The 18,889-nt window shown below is 62.8% G+C and carries 20 protein-coding genes; 15 read left to right on the forward strand and 5 right to left on the reverse strand.

All coding sequences use genetic code 11. The features are described from left to right. Positions 1-6 precede the first annotated feature (6 nt). The 4 genes from QRN10_RS00795 (at position 7) to QRN10_RS00810 (ending at position 5,063) form a co-directional block, all read left to right on the forward strand. A complete protein-coding gene (locus QRN10_RS00795) occupies positions 7-774 on the forward strand; it encodes a fimbrial biogenesis chaperone (RefSeq protein WP_253510048.1) in 768 nt (255 codons plus the stop codon). A 144-nt stretch (positions 775-918) separates the two neighbouring features. Beyond that, the gene (locus QRN10_RS00800; protein ID WP_285427698.1) at positions 919-3,531 is read left to right on the forward strand and encodes a fimbria/pilus outer membrane usher protein; all 2,613 of its coding nucleotides are present in this window, start codon (positions 919-921) and stop codon (positions 3,529-3,531) included. A gap of 38 nt (positions 3,532-3,569) precedes the next feature. Continuing rightward, positions 3,570-4,517 carry a fimbrial protein gene (locus QRN10_RS00805; protein ID WP_181080329.1) on the forward strand — a complete coding sequence of 316 codons (948 nt, stop codon included), beginning with the start codon at positions 3,570-3,572 and terminating at the stop codon, positions 4,515-4,517. A 51-nt stretch (positions 4,518-4,568) separates the two neighbouring features. After that, a complete protein-coding gene (locus QRN10_RS00810; protein ID WP_219855352.1) occupies positions 4,569-5,063 on the forward strand; it encodes a fimbrial protein in 495 nt (164 codons plus the stop codon). Between the two features lie 57 nt (positions 5,064-5,120). Here QRN10_RS00810 and QRN10_RS00815 read toward each other — a convergent pair whose 3' ends face one another. The 3 genes from QRN10_RS00815 to QRN10_RS00825 all read right to left on the reverse strand — a co-directional run bounded on the left by QRN10_RS00815 (position 5,121) and on the right by QRN10_RS00825 (position 6,820). Continuing rightward, positions 5,121-6,005, reverse strand: coding sequence for a phasin family protein (locus QRN10_RS00815; RefSeq protein ID WP_285427699.1), 885 nt, complete (start codon positions 6,003-6,005; stop codon positions 5,121-5,123). A gap of 12 nt (positions 6,006-6,017) precedes the next feature. Next, positions 6,018-6,440 (reverse strand): phasin family protein, encoded by a 423-nt coding sequence (locus QRN10_RS00820; RefSeq protein ID WP_285427700.1) that lies wholly within the window; start codon positions 6,438-6,440, stop codon positions 6,018-6,020. Positions 6,441-6,544: 104 nt separating this feature from the next. Next, positions 6,545-6,820: a polyhydroxyalkanoic acid system family protein gene (locus QRN10_RS00825; RefSeq protein ID WP_181080326.1), complete on the reverse strand. Its 276-nt coding sequence runs from the start codon at positions 6,818-6,820 to the stop codon at positions 6,545-6,547. Positions 6,821-6,978: 158 nt separating this feature from the next. Here QRN10_RS00825 and ubiE point away from each other — a divergent pair, with 158 nt between their 5' ends. The 11 genes from ubiE to QRN10_RS00880 all read left to right on the forward strand — a co-directional run bounded on the left by ubiE (position 6,979) and on the right by QRN10_RS00880 (position 17,184). Then, complete coding sequence (ubiE, locus tag QRN10_RS00830; RefSeq protein ID WP_034095486.1) at positions 6,979-7,749, forward strand: bifunctional demethylmenaquinone methyltransferase/2-methoxy-6-polyprenyl-1,4-benzoquinol methylase UbiE; 771 nt, start codon at positions 6,979-6,981, stop codon at positions 7,747-7,749. Beyond that, the gene (locus QRN10_RS00835; RefSeq protein WP_285427701.1) at positions 7,749-8,372 is read left to right on the forward strand and encodes a ubiquinone biosynthesis accessory factor UbiJ; all 624 of its coding nucleotides are present in this window, start codon (positions 7,749-7,751) and stop codon (positions 8,370-8,372) included. Before ubiE ends, QRN10_RS00835 begins: the two co-directional genes overlap by 1 nt. Further along, positions 8,369-9,973, forward strand: coding sequence for a ubiquinone biosynthesis regulatory protein kinase UbiB (gene ubiB / locus QRN10_RS00840; protein ID WP_253510037.1), 1,605 nt, complete (start codon positions 8,369-8,371; stop codon positions 9,971-9,973). Before QRN10_RS00835 ends, ubiB begins: the two co-directional genes overlap by 4 nt. 41 nt (positions 9,974-10,014) lie before the next feature. Then, positions 10,015-10,407, forward strand: a complete 393-nt coding sequence (gene hisI, locus QRN10_RS00845) for a phosphoribosyl-AMP cyclohydrolase (protein WP_181080323.1) — start codon at positions 10,015-10,017, stop codon at positions 10,405-10,407. Between the two features lie 2 nt (positions 10,408-10,409). Then, complete coding sequence (locus QRN10_RS00850; protein ID WP_027605032.1) at positions 10,410-10,742, forward strand: phosphoribosyl-ATP diphosphatase; 333 nt, start codon at positions 10,410-10,412, stop codon at positions 10,740-10,742. A 26-nt stretch (positions 10,743-10,768) separates the two neighbouring features. Beyond that, the gene (locus tag QRN10_RS00855; RefSeq protein ID WP_017738835.1) at positions 10,769-11,047 is read left to right on the forward strand and encodes a twin-arginine translocase TatA/TatE family subunit; all 279 of its coding nucleotides are present in this window, start codon (positions 10,769-10,771) and stop codon (positions 11,045-11,047) included. A gap of 10 nt (positions 11,048-11,057) precedes the next feature. After that, the gene (tatB, locus tag QRN10_RS00860) at positions 11,058-11,456 is read left to right on the forward strand and encodes a Sec-independent protein translocase protein TatB (protein ID WP_181080322.1); all 399 of its coding nucleotides are present in this window, start codon (positions 11,058-11,060) and stop codon (positions 11,454-11,456) included. Further along, positions 11,453-12,244 carry a twin-arginine translocase subunit TatC gene (gene tatC, locus QRN10_RS00865; protein WP_181080321.1) on the forward strand — a complete coding sequence of 264 codons (792 nt, stop codon included), beginning with the start codon at positions 11,453-11,455 and terminating at the stop codon, positions 12,242-12,244. Before tatB ends, tatC begins: the two co-directional genes overlap by 4 nt. Then, the gene (locus QRN10_RS00870) at positions 12,241-12,948 is read left to right on the forward strand and encodes a 16S rRNA (uracil(1498)-N(3))-methyltransferase (protein ID WP_181080320.1); all 708 of its coding nucleotides are present in this window, start codon (positions 12,241-12,243) and stop codon (positions 12,946-12,948) included. Before tatC ends, QRN10_RS00870 begins: the two co-directional genes overlap by 4 nt. A 267-nt stretch (positions 12,949-13,215) precedes the next feature. Beyond that, the gene (locus QRN10_RS00875) at positions 13,216-15,132 is read left to right on the forward strand and encodes a methyl-accepting chemotaxis protein (protein WP_253510033.1); all 1,917 of its coding nucleotides are present in this window, start codon (positions 13,216-13,218) and stop codon (positions 15,130-15,132) included. A 144-nt stretch (positions 15,133-15,276) separates the two neighbouring features. After that, positions 15,277-17,184 (forward strand): methyl-accepting chemotaxis protein, encoded by a 1,908-nt coding sequence (locus tag QRN10_RS00880; protein ID WP_285427702.1) that lies wholly within the window; start codon positions 15,277-15,279, stop codon positions 17,182-17,184. A gap of 15 nt (positions 17,185-17,199) precedes the next feature. Here QRN10_RS00880 and QRN10_RS00885 read toward each other — a convergent pair whose 3' ends face one another. Both QRN10_RS00885 and QRN10_RS00890 read right to left on the reverse strand, forming a co-directional pair. Beyond that, entirely contained in the window at positions 17,200-17,934 is a 735-nt protein-coding gene (locus tag QRN10_RS00885) for an amino acid ABC transporter ATP-binding protein (RefSeq protein WP_181080317.1), read from the reverse strand. Then, on the reverse strand, positions 17,927-18,886 hold the full coding sequence (locus QRN10_RS00890) for an amino acid ABC transporter permease (protein WP_181080316.1): 960 nt from the start codon (positions 18,884-18,886) through the stop codon (positions 17,927-17,929). The genes QRN10_RS00885 and QRN10_RS00890 overlap by 8 nt, the downstream gene beginning before the upstream one ends. Positions 18,887-18,889: the final 3 nt, after the last annotated feature.

An 18,889-nucleotide genomic window follows, 5' to 3' on the forward strand; every position in this document is an offset into this window, starting at 1 on the left:
TGAGCCATGAACGCGACGTCGATTTTCCACGCACCGACCCTACTTGTACTGCTGGTGTCAGTGCTGTCGAGTGTGGCTTCGGCGCGGGCGAGCGTGGTGATCAACAGCACGCGCATCGTCTACCCCCAGAACGATAAGGAGGTCACGGTCAGGCTCGAGAGCAAGAACCAGGCCCCCGTATTGATCCAGGCCTGGCTGGACGACGGCGACGAAAACGCCACGCCGGACCTCACCGCCGTTCCCTTCATTGCCACCCCGCCCATCTTTCGCATGGACCCGGGCAAGCAACAGGTGCTACGGCTGGCCTACACCGGCGATCTGCAGCCCGGCGCCCAGGAGCGTCTGTTCTGGCTCAACCTGCTGGAGGTGCCGTCGCAGCCGGCGGACGCACCACGCAGCAACCAGCTGCAACTGGCCTTTCGTTCGCGGATCAAGCTGTTCCTGCGCCCACCGAACCTGGCGTACGCGGTCGAAGCGGCGCCCGCCAAGCTGCAATGGCGCTACGTGCAGACCGCTCAGGGCCAGGTGCTGGAAGCCTATAACCCGAGCCCGTATCACGTGACGTTCGAACACATCGAACTGCGTGGCGCCGACCAACGCCCGGCCTATGCGGTCGCGACATACGGCGCCGGCACCATGGTGGCGCCCGGTGCACGCAGCCGCTTCGCTCTGCCGGGGTTCAACCCGCCGCCCGCGGCTGCGGCGACCGTCGCGTTCCAGACGCTCGACGACTTCGGGGTCAAGGTTTCACACCAGGCGAAGGTCGCGCAATGACCGCCCTGGCGCCACGCCATCCGCCGTAGCGTCGTCGCCGACGCTATTGGATCGATCACACACCTTCGGCTGATGCCCTTTTATGCGGGCAGGGATTTCCCATGCCGGCATTCGCACCGCCCCCGCTTTTTGGAAACGCTAGACATGAGTTCGCACACGCCGGCCAGACCCGGCACTTGGTCCCTGGACCACCATCGGTTGAAACTGGCCGCCCGCTCTTTGTTGCTGCTTGCCGGCGCCGACGTGCTGCAGGCCCACGGTGCCGAGTACGTCGAGTTCAACCCGGCGTTTTTTACCGACAGCGCGGCGGGCCAGTCGGTGGATGTGTCCAGGTTCAGCCAGGGCAACGTTGTACTGCCCGGCAGCTACCGCGCCGACGTGCATCTGAATGGCCAATGGATGGGACGAGAAACCCTGGTGTTCGCCGCGCTCGACGGTCGCGATAACGCCCAGCTGTGCCTTTCGCGCGAGGCGCTGCTGCGATTGGGCGTCGACATGGACAATGTCCAGCAGCACGCCATCGAAGCAGGCACCACCGCCATCGCACCGTTTGCCGCTTGCGCCGACATCGCAACCTACCTGCCCGGCGCCCGCAGCCTGTACGACTCGGGTGAAAACCGCCTGGACCTGCACATTCCGCAGATCTACCTGCCACGCACGGCGCGCGGCTATGTGGACCCTCGGCACTGGGACAGCGGCGTGGACGCCGCCTTTGTGCGCTACAACGCCGATACATTTTCCACCAGGACCAACGACCGCTCCCTGGCCTCCCGCTACCTGGGCCTGAACACCGGACTCAATCTGGGCGACTGGCACTGGCGCCACGACGGCAGTTACAGCCACTCCCAGGCCGCTTCCGGGTATCAGAGCAGCGCCACCTATGTGCAACGCGAAGTGAGCCCGCTGCGCGCGCAACTGCTGACGGGTGAGATCTACACCCCCGGCGAGCTGTTCGACAGTGTTCGCCTGCGCGGTGCCAGCCTGTTCAGCGATGATCGGATGCTACCCGACTCCCAGACCGGTTTTGCGCCGGTGGTGCGTGGCGTCGCCCTCACCAATGCGCGGGTCAGCGTGCGCCAGCGCGGCGTGCTGCTCGATGAAGTGTCGGTGGCCCCCGGGCCGTTTGTGCTCAACGATCTGTTTCCCACCGGCTACGGCGGCGATCTTACGGTAACGGTGACTGAGGCCGACGGACGCAAGCGTGAATTCATCGTGCCGTTCGCCGCCAACGCCAACCTGCTGCGCCCCGGCCACCAGCGCTATGCGCTGAGCGTCGGCCAATTGGATGAGGTGGGCCTGCGCCATCCGCCCAAGCTGCTGCAGGCCACCTATCAGCGTGGCCTGAGCAACCTGCTCACCGGTTACGCCGGCGCGGTGCTGGGCGAGGACTATCGCTCGCAATTGCTGGGCGCAGCCTTCAATACCCCCCTGGGCGCGTTGTCGCTGGACCTGACTCACTCCGATGCCAGTCTGCCCGGCCACGGCACTCGCCAGGGGCAAAGTGTGCAGCTTCGCTACAGCAAGAACTTCACCGAGACCGGCACCCATTTCGCGCTCGGTGCCTATCGATACTCCACCGAGGGTTTCCTGAGCGTGCGCGATTCGGCGCGCCTACGTGACCTGGCCATCGACGCCGGCAACCTCGATAACGTGTCGCGCCTGCGTGACCGCATGGACCTCAGCCTTAACCAGAGCCTGGGCAACGGCTCGGTGTACTTCACCGGGTCGTCGCAGAATTACTGGAACCGCACCCAGGGCAACCTGACCTTCACCGCCGGTTACAGCGCCAATTGGCGCGGGCTGCACTGCACCCTCAGCGCCCAACGAACCCGCGATCTGCTGACGGAAAAGGTCGACAAACAAATCGACCTTACCTTCAGCCTGCCCCTGGGCCACGGCGCGCGCTCGCCAACCCTGACCACCACCGCGTACCACGGCAGCCAAAGCAGCGGCGAACTTGTCAGCCTGGGCGGCAGCCTCGGTGAGCGCAGTGAGTTGACCTACGGCCTGGGTGCCAGCCGCGCACGCGGCAGCACCCAGGCCACCTATGCGGACGTGAAGTACCAGACGCCCTACAGCGCGCTGTCCGCCGGGTTTGGCCAGAGCAACGCCTACCGCACCACCTCGCTGGGCATGACAGGCGGCCTGGTCGCCCACGCCGGCGGCGTGACCTTCGCCCCAGAGCTGGGCGACACCCTTGGCATTGTGCAGGCGCCGGATGCGCAAGGCGCGCGCATCAATGGCAACCACAGTGGCCAGATCGGCGGGAACGGCTATGCCGTGGTACCCCATCTCACGCCCTATCGACAGAACGTCGTCGAGCTGGACCCCAAGGATTTGTCGGTGGACGTCGAACTCAAGACCGCCGCGCAAAACGTGGCGCCGCGCGCGGGCGCGGTGGTCAGGCTGCACTTTGAGACGGTCAGCGGCCAGGCGCTGTTGATCACAGCCCTGCGCGAAGACGGCAGCGCGCTGCCGTTCGGCTCGGACGTGTTCGATGAGCAGGGCGCCAGCGTCGGGATTGTCGCCCAGGGTGGCAAAGCCTTTGTGCGCGTGGCACAGCCCCAGGGGTGGTTGAGCGTCAAGTGGGGCACCCAGGCCCATGCCAGCTGCCGATTGGCGTATGCCCTCGGCACCAGGGGCAACACCGACAGCGCCAGGCGTTTGCGCCACGTGAACGCCGGCACGTGCCGGGGCAGCCCCGCCATTGCCGTACAACTGAAGCCGACCCGCCACCCACGGCCTGCGTCCCTATGACCGGCCAAGGTTCACCCCTGTTTTTTGGGAGATCAAAGATGAAGCGCGTCCTCACTGGCCTGTCGATACTCCTGGGGCTGGGCCTGGCCCTCGGCGCCCGGGCCGATTGCGTAAGCTACCCCAACTCCACGCACACGCTCACCCTTCCGGCAACAATCACCGTGCCCAACAGTCTGGCGGTGGGAGGCGTCATAACCCGCGCGCATTTCAGCGGCACGGCACCGGGCCAGCTCATTCGTTGCCCCTCACACACGTGGCGGACCGTCATCGGGCGTTATCCACAGGTTACCGATCCGAGCACCGGCGCCTATCACACCGAGGTGCAAGGGGTGGGCATCCGCATCACCATTACCGATGCCCGAGGCGTGACTAATGCCTACGGACTGTTCAGCCAAAGCACCGTGATGCCGCCCGGCTCGTACTACACCCTCACCCGTGCAGAGGCGACGTTCTACAAAATCGGGCCAGTCACCACCGGGGTCGTGCCCAGCGGCGATATTTTCCTGGATCGCTGGGGCAGCGGGCCCAACGGTTTTTTGCTGCGGCTGGGCAACTCGGTGCGCTTTGTCCGTCCCGTTGCAACGTGCGATCTGTCCGTCGGCGACGTGGACCGAACGATTGCCCTGGCGCCGGTAAAAGTCAGCGACTTTCAGAGCGCCACCAGCGCAGGTGCGCGCAACTTTGAGTTAACCGCCAATTGCAGCGATGCCGCACAGGTCACCTTTCGCTTCACCGGCAGTCCGGCACCAGGCAATGACCGACTGTTTGCCAACACCGGGACTGCCGGCGGAATCGCGCTGCGCCTGTATTCACGGCTTAACGGCGGCACCCAGGACATCCTTGCCAATGGCACCGACAGCAGTCGCACAGTGGCCGTATCCGCCAATCGCGCCGTACTGCCGCTCGGCGCGGCCTATCACAAGAACGGCACGGTCAGCCAAGGCTCCCTCGCCAGCACCGCCACCGTGACCCTGACGTACAACTGAGGCCTGGAGAACGATTTGATAAGCATCCGAAACCTTGCGCTCCGGCTGGCAATGACTGCCTGCCTGGCGACAACCGCGGCTCAGGCCGCCACCACCGGCACCTTGCGTTTCAGCGGCCAGGTCGACGCCGGCACCTGCGACCTCGATGCCGGCGACGTCAATCGCAGCATCACCCTGCCGACCATCAAAATTTCAGACTTCGACCAGGCCGCCTATGCCGGAACGTTGGATTTTGAGCTCTCCGCCGATTGCGAATCGGATATCAGCAGTGTGACGTTCCTGTTCACCGGCACACCCGCGGGCGGGGACGCCTCGCTGTTCGCCAACACCGGCACCTCAGGCGGCACGGCGCTGTGGCTGGCCCATCGGGCGCCAGCCTTTTCGATCATTCCGGCCAACGGCACCCCGACGCAACGCAGCCGCACGGTGGCGACCAGCAACAGGAAGGCCGTACTGCCGCTGACGGCCGCCTACCATAAAACCGGCGCAATACTGACCCAGGGTACGTTGGCCAGCACCGTGACCGTGTCGATCACTTACCACTGAGCGCGCAAAAAAATGCCCGACCTTTGCAGGCCGGGCATTTTTCAGGTCCTGGAAAAATCAGGACTGACTGGAAGGCGTCGCACTGGACGGCGTTGCAGTCGGGGTGGTCGCGGCAGGCGTCGGCGCGGACACCGAGTTGGCGCTGGAAGGTGACGCTGCCGGGGCCGCTGCCTTGCTGGTCGCAGGCTTTTTGGCGGCGGCGGGTTTCTTCGTCGCGGCAGGTTTGGCCGCAGGCTTTGCGCTGGCCGGCTTGGCGGCGGCGGTTTTGGCCGCAGGCTTCGCTGCTGGCTTGGCCGCAGGTTTTGCCGCGGCTTTGGCGGCGGGCTTGGCCGCTGCTTTAGCCGCTGCCGGCTTAGTGGCGGCCTTGGCGGCCGGTTTCGCTGCAGCGGTTTTGGCCGCAGGCTTGGCAGTCGCAGCCGGTTTGGCTGCCGCTTTGGCCGGCGCCTTGGCGGCGGCTTTCACCAACGGCTTGGCGGCGGTTTTTGCGGCCGGCTTGGCAGCCGCCGTTTTAGCCGCAGGTTTGGCAGCGGCGGCTTTTACCGGGGCCACTTTGGCGCCGGTGAGTTTTTCGATCTGCTTGGTCAGGGTGTCGACCTTGCTGTGCAGCGTCTTGAGTTCAGCTTTACTGGGCACGCCCAGGCGTGAAATGGCACTGTTGAGACGCTTGTCGAATGTTTCTTCCAACTTGCCCCAGGTATCGGAAATGCTTGTCTTGGCTGAACCCGCGCTTGCCTTGGCCGCGTCGACTTTCTTGCCGACCGTGGTTTTGGTCAACTTCTCGGCTTTCTCGCCATCCTTGACCAATGTCTCGAAGTACTTGCCGCCATCACTGCTGACCTTCGAGTACACGCCTAAACCAGCAAGCCAGATCTTACGGGAGTATTTTTCAACTTCCCCGATCCACGAGCTGCCTTCTTTCTGAGTATTCTTTTTAACAGCCATCCCGTTGTCTCCTTAGTGTTTACGCGCGACACGTTCGAGCAATGCCGTCAGCTCTTCGAGCTTAGCAGAGAGTGTCTCAACGTCATGTTTAGACGCAATGCCGATTCGATTCAAGGCACTTGCAACACGAGTATCAAAAGCCTTTTCAACTTTATCCAGCTGAACTTCTACCAGACCTTTGACCGACGAGACATTACTCTTTACTTGATCAATCTGACTGTTGGCCGCATCAAGTTGTTCAACTGCAACTTTTTTGCCTTTGCTTTCAATATGTTGTCCGCTCTTAACGAGTTCCTTGAAGTATTCGCCGCCCTCGCTGCCGACCTTGGCGTAGGCCCCCAGGCCGGCCAGCCAGATCTTGCGGGCATAGCTTCTGACATCACCCAGGGCGCTGGACGGGGCGTCGATTTTTTTCTTCAGGATAACTTTGGCCATGGTGCACCTCACGCAGGATTGGGTGGAGGAACGGCCCGCAGGAGTTGCGGGCTTGGGCACAAAGTAGGAGCAAAAATTAGAATCGGCACCCTAACGGCAACCGGTCAGGCCAACGCCTTGTCCAGGGCTTTTTCGATTTCGGCCTTGAGAGTGCCGCTCATGGCCGACATCAACAGGCCCAGTTCCACATCGATACGCAGTGAATCGTCTTCAACGGCTACCGTGCCCTTAACCCCGGAGCGCTTGAGGTTCAGGGTATCGCCGGACCAGGAGGAGTCCACGCCATATTGTTCCTTGAGTTTACTGGCCAACTTGTCGGCCTTTGCCCGCGCCCCTTCTTTACCCAGGGAGTGTGCACGCTCAACGGTGATACGGGCCATTGCGATGATTCCTCTTGCAGAGACTTGAAAAACAGCGACTTGCACCCTGTGAATGCGGCAAAACGCCTCGGTGGCCGCCTATCTTACCTGCAGCCTTGCCAAGACAAAGCAGGCCTTGGGGATTATCATGTGCCGCATTCTCTTTTGGTGACAGCGATATGACTGATCAGCGCAAAGGCAGCGATGCCGAACCCACCACTCACTTCGGCTTCAAGAACGTCCCGGAAAGCCAGAAAGCGGAAAAAGTCGCTGAGGTGTTCCACTCGGTAGCCGCCAAGTACGACCTGATGAACGATGTGCTCTCCGGTGGCATGCACCGCCTGTGGAAGCGCTTCACCATCGAGTTGTCGGGCGTACGCCCCGGCAATCGCGTGCTGGACATCGCCGGCGGCACCGGCGACCTGGCCGCCAAGTTTTCCAAGCTCGTCGGCCCGACCGGCCAGGTGGTATTGGCAGACATCAACGGCTCGATGCTCAAGGTCGGCCGCGACCGCCTGCTCGACAAGGGCGTGGCCGGCAATATCGAATTCGTCCAGGCCGACGCTGAAAAGCTGCCGTTCCCCGACAACCACTTCGACTGCGTGACCATCGCCTTCGGCCTGCGCAACGTGACCCACAAGGAAGACGCGATCCGCTCGATGCTGCGCGTGCTCAAGCCCGGTGGCCGCTTGTTGGTGCTGGAGTTCTCCAAGCCGACCAACGCGCTGATGTCCAAGGTCTACGACACCTACTCCTTCGCCTTCATGCCGTTGATGGGCAAGCTGATCACCAATGACGCCGAGAGCTACCGCTACCTGGCCGAATCGATCCGCATGCACCCTGACCAGGAAACCCTGAAGTCGATGATGGTAGAGGCCGGCTTCGACCGCGTGACCTACCACAACATGACCTCGGGCATCGTCGCCCTGCATCGCGGTATCAAGCCCTGATGCTGCTCAAGGGCCTTCTCGCCAGCGTCGAACACGGCCTCAACCGTGTACTGCGCCTGGACAGCACCGCTCTGGCGCGGCTTGCGCACTTGAACGGCAAGGTCATCGCCGTGGACTGCAGCAGCCCTGCCCTGCAGCTGTTTATCCTGCCCAGCGACGAAGGCCTGATGCTGGCGACCCAATGGGCCGCCGACGCCGACTGCACCCTGCGCGCGCCGGCATCGAGCCTGTTGCACCTGGCGCTGAGCCGCAACAAGACCGCCATCCTGCACAGCACCGAAGTGGAGCTGGAAGGCGACAGCGCGGTGCTGATGGATCTGGCCGCCGTGCTGCAGGATCTGGAACTGGATTGGGAATACGAGCTCTCGCGCTGGATCGGCCCCGTCGCCACCCAGTTGATCAGCGGCCACCTGCGCAGCCGCGCACGTTGGTACCAGCAAGGGTTCGCCAGTCTTAACCAGAATCTCGCCGAATACCTGAGCGAAGAATCGCGCACCCTGGTCGGGCAACGGGAAGCGCAAGCGCGCTTTCGCGAACTCGACAAGGCCAAAATCGACCTGGAACGCCTTGAGGCCCGCCTCGAGCGCCTGAGCCGTTCCCTTGATCCAAGCGATAACGCATGAAGCTGCTCGCCGTCCGCCGTTTGTTTCGTATCCAGCGCGTCGTAATCCGCTACCGCCTCGATGACCTGCTGTTCGCCCTGCCGCTGCCGTGGTTCCTGCTGGCGGTGCGTTATGTGCTGCCGTGGCGCTGGTTTCCGCGCAGACGCCTGGCGCTCAGCCGTGGCGCGCGCCTGCGCCTGGCGTTGCAGGACCTGGGGCCGATCTTTATCAAGTTCGGGCAGATCCTCTCCACTCGTCGCGACCTGTTGCCCGAAGACATCGCCGACGAACTGATGCTGCTGCAGGACCGCGTGCCGCCGTTCGATTCCCAGCAATCGATGAAGCTGATCGAAGAGCAACTGGGCCGCAAGATCAGCGAAGTGTTCAGCCGCTTCGACGTCGAGCCGCTGGCCTCGGCCTCGGTGGCGCAGGTGCACGCGGCGCAGCTCAAGACCGGCGAAGAAGTGGTGGTCAAGGTGATTCGCCCCGGCCTCAAGCCGATCATCGGCCAGGACCTGGCATGGCTGTTCATCCTCGCCCGCGCCGCCGAGCGTTTCAGCGCCGACGCACGCCTGCTGCACCCGGTGGATGTGGTCGCGGACTACGAAAAAACCATCTACGACGAGCTCGACCTGCTGCGCGAGGCCGCCAATGCCAGCCAGTTGCGCCGCAACTTCGAAGGCTCGCAGTTGCTGTACGTGCCGCAGGTGTACTGGGACTGGTGTCGCCCGAAAGTGCTGGTGATGGAGCGCATCTATGGCGTGCAGGTCACTGACCTGGCCACCCTGGCCGACCAGCGCACCGACATGAAAATGCTCGCCGAGCGCGGCGTGGAAATCTTCTTCACCCAAGTGTTCCGCGACAGTTTTTTCCACGCCGACATGCATCCGGGCAACATTTTCGTCAGCACCGTCAACCCGTGGAGCCCGCAGTACATCGCGATCGACTGCGGCATCGTCGGCAGCCTCACGCCGGAAGACCAGGATTACCTGGCGCGCAACCTGTTCGCCTTCTTCAAGCGCGATTACCGCCGCGTGGCGCAACTGCACATCGATTCGGGCTGGGTGCCGGCGGAGACCAAGCTCAATGAGTTCGAAGCGGCAATCCGTACCGTGTGCGAGCCGATCTTTGAAAAACCATTAAAAGATATTTCATTTGGCCAGGTACTGATGCGCCTGTTCCAGACCGCGCGGCGCTTCAATATGGAAGTGCAGCCGCAGTTGGTCCTGCTGCAAAAGACCCTGCTCAACATCGAAGGCCTGGGTCGCCAGCTGTACCCGGACCTCGATTTGTGGGCGACGGCGCAGCCCTTCCTGGAACGCTGGATGCGCGAGCGGGTCAGCCCGAAGACCCTGCTGGGCAACCTGCACAGCCAGTTCGAACAACTGCCGCACCTGGCCAATATGACCCGCGACCTGCTCGAACGCATGTCCCAGCCCCATGCCAAAGACCCCGCGCCACCCTGGCGCCAGCGCCGGGACGACTGGTTCCTGCGCCTGCTGGGTGCGGCCCACCTGGTGGGTGGCGTGATGCTGGCGATCGGCGGCACGCCGACCCAATTGGGCCACTGGCCAGCCGGCATCATGGTCGCGGTGGGTGTTTATCTGATCGTGCGTCGATAACCCATCCGGTTATACACTGTCGCAAATTGCCGGAGCCGAACATGAAAGACTGGCTGGACGAAATCAAATGGGACAGTGACGGCCTGGTGCCGGCCATTGCCCAGGACTACAAGACCGGGCGCGTGCTGATGATGGCCTGGATGAACCGCGAGGCCCTGAGCCTTACTGCCACCGAGCAGCGCGCCATCTACTGGTCACGTTCGCGTGGCAAACTGTGGCGCAAGGGCGAAGAGTCCGGGCATGTGCAGACCCTGCACGAGCTGCGTCTGGATTGCGATGCGGATGTCGTTATCCTGAAAGTCGAGCAGATCGGCGGCATTGCCTGCCACACCGGCCGTCACAGCTGTTTCTATCGCGTGTTCGAGGACGGCGAATGGAAAGTGGTCGAACCGGTGCTTAAAGACCCGCACGCCATTTACTCCGCAGGACACTGAACATGAGCGATACCCTGAACCGTGTGGCCCAGGTGCTGGAGGACCGCAAAGGTGCGGACGCCGACAGCTCCTACGTCGCCAGCCTGTACCACAAGGGCTTGAACAAGATCCTGGAGAAGCTCGGCGAAGAATCGATCGAGACCATCATTGCCGCCAAGGACGCCCAGATCAGTGGCGACTGCAGCGATGTGATCTACGAGACCGCCGACCTGTGGTTCCACAGCCTGGTCATGCTCGCCCAACTGGGGCAGCATCCGCAGGCCGTGCTGGATGAACTGGACCGTCGCTTCGGCCTGTCCGGGCATGCCGAAAAGGCCTCGCGCCCGTCCGCTTGAATAACGTTTATTAGAGGATTTGCAGCATGGGCATTTTTGACTGGAAACACTGGATCGTCATTCTGGTGGTGGTGGTGCTGGTGTTCGGCACCAAGAAACTGAAAAACCTCGGCACCGACGTCGGCGAGTCGATCAAGGGCTTTCGCAAGGCCATGAACGACGATGAGAAGCCTGCCGACCCTGCCGCCAACCCGGTGCCACCAGCCCAGCCTGTGCACCCTCAGGCCGCCCAGCCGATCACCGAGCGTCGCACCTTCGACGTGCAGGCCGAAAAAGTCGAAGAGCCGACCCGCAAAGACTCGTGAGCACTGACTAATGTTTGGTATCAGCTTCTCTGAACTGCTCCTCGTCGGCCTCGTCGCCTTGCTGGTGCTGGGGCCGGAACGCCTGCCCGGCGCGGCACGCACGGCCGGCCTGTGGATCGGGCGCCTGAAACGCAGTTTCAACGCCATCAAACAGGAAGTTGAACGGGAAATCGGCGCCGACGAAATTCGCCGGCAACTGCACAACGAACACATCCTGTCGTTGGAGCAGGAGGCGCGCAAGATCCTGTCGCCCGTGCAGGAGCCGGACAAACCGGCAGCGCCTGTGATTGAACACAGCATTGCACCGGCACCCGCCATCGAGGCCGCGCCGACCCCGCCGGAGCCAGCACCGGCGCCGACCGCGTCGCCGGCTCCCCATGACCCTACATTGCCGCCGCGAGCCCCATGAGCGCTGATAAACCGGAAAACGACCAGCACATGCCGCTGGTCTCGCACCTCACCGAGCTGCGTACCCGCCTGCTGCGTTGCGTAGCGGCCATCTTCATTATCTTTGCCGGGCTGTTTGCCTTTACCCAGCAGATCTATACGTTCGTCTCCACGCCCCTGCGCCAGTACCTGCCGGCCGGCGCGACGATGATCGCCACCGATGTGTCATCGCCGTTTCTCACGCCGTTGAAGCTGACGATGATGGTCTCGCTGTTCCTGGCGATCCCGGTGATCCTGCATCAGATCTGGGGCTTTATCGCACCGGGCCTGTACAAGCATGAGAAGCGCATCGCGGTGCCGCTGCTGGTGTCGAGCATCCTGCTGTTCTACACCGGCATGGCGTTCGCCTACTTCCTGGTGTTCCCGTTGATCTTCAAATTCTTCGCCGCCGCCACCCCGGCCGGCGTGGAGATGATGACCGATATCACCAGCTACCTCGACTTTGTGATGACGCTGTTCTTCGCCTTTGGCGTGGCCTTCGAAATCCCGGTGGCGGTGGTGCTGCTGGTGTGGATCGGCGTGGTCGACGTTAAATACCTGAAGAAGATCCGCCCTTACGTGATCATCGGCTGCTTCGTGGTCGGCATGATCCTGACCCCGCCGGACATCTTTTCCCAGACCCTGCTGGCCGTGCCGATGTGGATGCTGTTCGAGATCGGCATTCTGTTCAGCGGGCTGATCAGCAAGCGCAGCGACCACCCGGATGACCAACCCGCCGACGACGACCAGCCGCCAGCGACGCAACCGTGAACCTGCTGCTGCTGGAAGACGCCGACTTTATCGCGGCCGACCGGGTGATCCTGCGCGATCGGCGCCTGGTGCATATGCAGGATGTCCATCGTGCAACGGTGGGCGATAACCTGCGCGTCGGGCGCATCGGTGGGCTGATGGGCAACGCGCAACTGCTGCGCCTTGACGCCACGGAGGCTGAGTTGCAGGTCAGCTTCGATCTGCCGCCCCCGGACAAACTGCCGCTGACCCTGCTGCTGGCCCTGCCACGCCCGAAGATGCTGCGTCGGGTGCTGCAGACCGTGGCGTCCATGGGTGTGCCCAAGGTGGTGCTGGTCAATAGCTACCGGGTGGAGAAAAGTTTCTGGCAGACCCCGTTCCTGGCGCCCGAGGCGATTCGCGAGCAACTGGTCCTGGGCCTGGAGCAGGCGCGGGACACAGTGCTGCCTGAAATCATCATCGAGAAGCGCTTCAAACCATTCGTCGAAGACCGCCTGCCGGCCATGACTGACGGCACACTGGGCCTGATCGGCCATCCCGGGGATTACCCGGCGTGCCCGCGCGCACTGGATGAGCCGGTCACACTGGCGATCGGCCCGGAAGGCGGCTGGATCCCCTACGAGGTGGAGCTGCTGACCAAGGCCGGCTTGCAGCCGGTGCAATTGGGCGCGCGTATCCTGCGCGTCGAAACGGCCGTCACCGCCCTGCTCGCCCGCCTCTTCTAACACGACCTGCCCCTCCCACATTTTTTCAGTTAACACTGAGCACGCAGTGGAACCAAAGGCTCCAATAACTCTGTGGTGTGCAGGCTTGCCCTGTGGTGAGCAGGCTTGCCCTGCGCTGGGACGCAAAGCGGCCCCCTTCCACGCGACGCGGTTCCACCTGACACGCCGAAGTGCCTGGGTTGAGGGGGACAGCGTCGCTACAGAATTGCGCAGGCAGGCCGATAACTCCTGAATAAGTCCAAGCCTTGTTCCAGGGGAGTTTGCAGCATGTACCGTTGGTTAGCCGAAAAACTGGGAAATGTCAGCGTTAAAACCAAGCTGGCCGTGGGCTTCGGCCTGGTGCTGCTCTTGACCTTGATGATCACGCTCACCGGCTGGACCGGCCTGTCGGGCGTGATCAGTCGCGGTGACAAGCTGGGGTATATCGCCAGCCTCAACGACCTGACCAAAGACCTGCGTATCGCACGCATGGATTACGAAATGCGCCGTGGCGAACAGGGCACGACCGCCGTCAACGGCCTGCTGGATAAATTGGACGGCGGCCTGAAAACCGCGCGCACGCTGATCGAGCAGCCTGCCGACATTGCCTTGATCGACGAACAATTAGCGGCGGTCGACGCCTACAAGCGCGCGTTCGACGCCATGGCGCAAGCCGGTGCCAACCGCGAAAACGCCCGCAGCAAATTGGGCGATACCGCCGACAATGCGGTACTCAAGGTCGCTGAAGTTGAAAAGGCTCTGCTGCAAGGCGAAAGCGTCAGCCAGTTCAACAGCATCGTCGACCTGAGCAAGCTGATTCAGCAGGCCCGCTTCCAGGTGCGCGGCTACACCTACAGCGGCAAAGTCGAAGCCGAACAACCCGCGCTGGATGCCATCGACAACGCCTTGAAGAAAATCACCAGCCTCAATGGCCAACTCCCTGATCAATTTTCGACCAACCTGCAACAGGCCAGCGTCTCGCTGCAAGCCTACCGCGCCGCAGTCAGCCAATACCGCGATTCCCAGGTAGCGAGCGCCGCCGCGGTAAAAATCATGGGCGCACAAGGCGATACCTTGCTGGACCGCAGCGACAAGTTGACCGCGTCCCAGACCGTCGTGCGCGACACCGATGCCGCCCACGCAAAAAACCTGTTGTTGCTCGCCACCGTCCTGGCGCTGATCGTAGGCCTGGTGGCCGCATGGGCCATCACCCGCCAGATCATCATTCCACTGGAGCAGACCCTCAAGGTCGCCGAACGCGTCGCTTCAGGCGACCTGAGCCACAACCTGACCTCACTGCGCCAGGACGAACTGGGCCAATTGCAGCGCGCCATGCAGAGCATGACCGTGGGCCTGCGCGAGTTGATCGGCGGCATCAGCGAAGGCGTCACCCAGATCGCCAGTGCCGCCGAGCAACTGTCGGCCGTGACCGAACAGACCAGCGCCGGGGTCAACAGCCAGAAGGTCGAGACCGATCAGGTGGCCACCGCGATGAACGAGATGGCTGCAACGGTGCAGGAAGTGGCACGCAACGCCGAAGAAGCCTCGGAAGCCGCCGTGGCGGCGGACCAGCAGGCTCGCGAAGGCGACAAAGTCGTCAACGAAGCCATCACGCAGATCGAACGCCTGGCCACCGAGGTGGGCAACTCCACCGAAGCCATGGGCCATCTCAAGCGCGAAAGCGACAAGATCGGCAGCGTGCTCGACGTGATCAAATCCGTGGCCCAGCAAACCAACCTGCTGGCCCTTAATGCGGCCATTGAAGCCGCGCGCGCCGGTGAAGCCGGGCGCGGTTTCGCGGTCGTGGCCGATGAAGTGCGCAGCCTCGCCCAGCGCACCCAGAAGTCCACCGAAGAGATCGAAGAACTGATTGCCGGCCTGCAAAGCGGTACCCAGCAAGTGGCGAGCATCATGGACAACAGCCGTGGCCTTACCGACAGCAGCGTCGAACTGACCCGCCGCGCCGGCAGCGCCCTGGCCAGCATCACGCGCACGGTATCGACAATCCAGGCGATGAACTCGCAGATCGCCACGGCCGCCGAGCAGCAGAGCGCGGTGGCCGAAGAGATCAACCGCAGCGTGCTCAACGTGCGCGACGTGTCCGAGCAAACCTCGGCCGCCAGCGAAGAAACCGCCGCCTCCAGCGCCGAGTTGGCCCGCCTGGGCGTTTACTTGCAGACCCTGGTCGGACGCTTCCGCATCTGATCCGTCCTGCGCGACGGCCGCCCCTGGTCGTCGCGCAGGGCAAGTTGTGAAATTTCCTACGCGGTTATCAGCCCCTCGGGTCTCCGAATCGATTTAGCGTTTCTTCCGTCGAGAAGCGCTTTTTTCAGATTAGGAGCTCAACCCATGTTTCCTCAACTGATCCGCTTGCTGGTCAATGCCAGCGTCCGCATCAAACTCGCCCTGGGCTTTGTCCAAGTGCTGTTGCTCAGCCTGGTGATTGCGGTGACAGGCTGGCAAGCCCTGAATGCCGCGTTGTTTCGGTCGGGCAACCTGACCGTTCTGGGGCAATTGGCCGTGTCGGCCGAGGCCATGCGTGCCGACCGTATCCTTTATCGAACCCTCAGTGACGCCGCCAGCCTGGGCAAAATGAATGCGCAGATCGCAACTATCGATGAGCACCTGGGCTACTTGTCCCAGACCCTCAAAGACCCCAACGACCTGCAACACATCAGAGAAGCGGAGCGCCTGGTGGCGCTTTTCAAAGAAGAGATCAGCGAGTTGCCCGACTTGATCGAGCACCGTGAAAGTATTCGCCCGCCCCTCAAAAAAGTCTCGCTCCAGGCCAGCGACACCCTCGCGCAACTGGCCAGCGAATTGCCCGACCAGGAGGATCAGAGCGCCCTCGACGCCATCGAGGCATTGCGCCAGGCCATGGAGCACGCGGAGGATCGCGCCCAGAGCCCGGCCTGGGCCGCCACGTCGTTGCAAGCCTACACCGAGGCCGTCGACCGGACACTGGAGGCGCTGAACGTTGCGCTGACGGCCGTCACCCGCCTGCCGGTGAATTCAACATTGCTCAAAACCGACCTGGACAACTACCGCACCCAGTTGCTCCTGCTCAAGGAGGCCCAGGTCAAGACCGAAACCGTGCAGGACAGATTCGAACAGCAACTGGACCAGTTACTGGAGCACAGCGATCAAGTCAGCCAGGGCCAGACCGCCAAGCGCGACCTGGAGGCGGATCACACCCGCACGCTGCTGGTCAGTGTCACGGCGGCTGCGCTGCTGCTTGGGGGCCTCGCCGCCTGGTGGATTGCGCGGCTGATCACCCTGCCGTTGCGCCAGGCCCTCGCTGCCGCCAATCGCGTTGCCGAGGGCAACCTTAGCCATGATGCCGAGACACAGCGCCAGGATGAGCTGGGCCAGTTACAGCACAGCATCCGGCGCATGACCCTCAACCTGCGCGAGCTGATCAGCGGCATTGGCGACAGTGCGCGGCAGATCGCCGGCGCGGCCGGGCAGCTCTCCACCGTCACCGAACAGACACGCACCGGGGTGAACAATCAGAAGGAAGAAACCGACCAGGTCGCCACCGCCATGAACCAAATGCTCGCCACCGCCCAGGAAGTCGCCCGGCATGCCGAGCAAGCCTCGCAGGCGGCCAATGAAGCCGACCTGCAGGCCAGCGCCGGTGACAAAGTGGTCGCGCAGGCGATCGAGCAGATCGGCAACCTGGCCAGTGAAATGGAGCTTTCCGGCCAGGCGATGCTGAGGCTGCAGCGGGAAAGCCAGAAGATCGGCAGCGTGCTGGACGTGATCAAGTCGGTGTCGCAGCAGACCAACCTGCTGGCATTAAATGCGGCCATTGAAGCGGCCCGCGCGGGGAGTGCCGGCCAAGGCTTTGCGGTAGTCGCCGATGAAGTGCGCAGCCTGGCCCAACGCACCCAGGAGTCGGCCGAAGAAATCGAAGGCTTGATCCTCGGATTGAACAACGGCACCCAGCAAGTCGCGGACATCATGGACAGCAGTCGCAGCCTGACCGACCACAGCGTGCAGTTGACCCGCGACGCCGGCGACGCACTGATGGCCATTGCCCGCACGGTGTCGGTCATCCAGGAAATGAACCCGCAGATTGCCGCAGCCGCCGAGGAACAAAGCGCGGTAGCCGAAGAGATCAATCGCAGCGTATTGAAGGTGAGGGACGTATCCGAACAAACCGCCGCCGCCAGCGAGGAGACTGCGACGGCAAGCGTTCAGTTGACCCGGTTGAGCCTGGATCTGCAGACGCTGATCGATAGATTCAAGCTCTAAACCGGCCTGACAGCACTACAGAACCTGACGCAGGAACGCTTGGGCGCGAGGGTCTTTGGGCGCCTCGAAAAACTCCGCCGGCGCCGCGTCTTCCAGCAACTTGCCGTGGTCGAAAAACAGCACCCGGTCGGCCACTTCGCGGGCAAAGCCCATTTCGTGGGTGACGCAGACCATGGTCATGCCTTCCAGGGCCAGGGTTTTCATCACGTCGAGTACTTCGCCGACCATCTCCGGGTCGAGCGCCGACGTGGGCTCGTCGAACAGCATGACCTTGGGTTCCATCGCCAGCGCACGGGCGATGGCGACGCGCTGCTGCTGGCCGCCGGACAAACGGGACGGAAACTCATTGGCTTTTTGCGCAATACCAACCTTCTCCAGCAGCGCCAGGGCCTTGGCCTCGCGCTCTTGCTTGCCGCGCTTGCGCACAACCTTCTGCGCCAGGCACAGGTTCTCCAGCACTGTCATGTGGGGGAACAGGTTGAAATGCTGGAACACCATACCGACTTCACGGCGGTAGGCATTCACATCGGTTTTCGGGTCGGCCAGTTGCAGGCCGTCGATGCTCACCGAGCCCGAGTCGAATTCTTCCAGGCCATTGAGGCAGCGCAGGAACGTCGATTTGCCGGAGCCGGACGGGCCGATTACCACCAGCACTTCGCCCCTGGCCACCTGGGTGGTAACGTTATCCACCGCGCGCACCACCTGGCCACGGGTGTCGAAGACTTTTACCAGATCGCGGACTTCAATCACTTTGCGCGAGCCTCCGCTCAAGCCGGCTAGCCATTTTCGACAGCGGCAGGTTGATCAGCAGGTACAACCCTGCGACGCAGAACAGGATTTCGAACGGCGAGAACGAGGTGGTGATCACTTCGCGGCCGCTCTTGAGCAGTTCGGTGATGGCGATTACCGACACCAGCGAGGTGTCCTTCACCAGGCTGATAAATTGCCCGGCCAGCGGCGGCAGCACGCGCTTGAACGCCTGCGGCAACACAACGTGGCGCATCGACTGGCTGGCACTCAGGCCCAGGGAGCGTGCGGCTTCGTCCTGGCCACGGGTGATGGACTGCACGCCGGCGCGCACGATTTCCGCCACATAGGCCCCGGTGAACAGCGACAGTGCGGCGATCCCGGCAAACTCGCGGGACAGGTTGAGCACCGTGCCGATAAAGAAATAGAAAATGAAAATCTGCACCAGCAGCGGCGTGCCGCGCACCAATTCGACGTAGAGCGTCGACAGGTCACGCAGGGTCGGGTTGCTGGACAAGCGGCACAGACCGGTCGCCAGGCCAATCGCCAGCCCGAGAATGCCGGACACCACCGACAGCCACAGCGTGGTCCACAAGCCCCACATCAGCGGGCCCAATGCCCAATGCCGGTTTACGCCAATGACATCGCCTTCGGCGACATCGTCACCACGGGCCACGTGCAGGCTATTGTCGGCGACCGTCACCTTTTGCTCGGCGCCTGCGTCATTGCGCAGGGTCACTTCGGCCACGTCGCCTTTGCGGACCAGCTCGATGACGGTGGAGATGTCCGCTGCACGCTCGGCTTGCTCGGCCTGATAAGCGAAGTACTGCGGCACGCGGTTCCAGCGCCATTCGTAGGACATCAACGAGGTGGCGTAGTACAGGGCGCCCGCCAGGCCGACCAGCACGACCACGGTCAGCAGGTGCCAGGGCCATTGGGCTTTTTTCTGTTTCATTTC

Source organism: Pseudomonas sp. lyk4-R2A-8 (assembly GCF_030209095.1).
Lineage (GTDB): Bacteria > Pseudomonadota > Gammaproteobacteria > Pseudomonadales > Pseudomonadaceae > Aquipseudomonas > Aquipseudomonas quebecensis.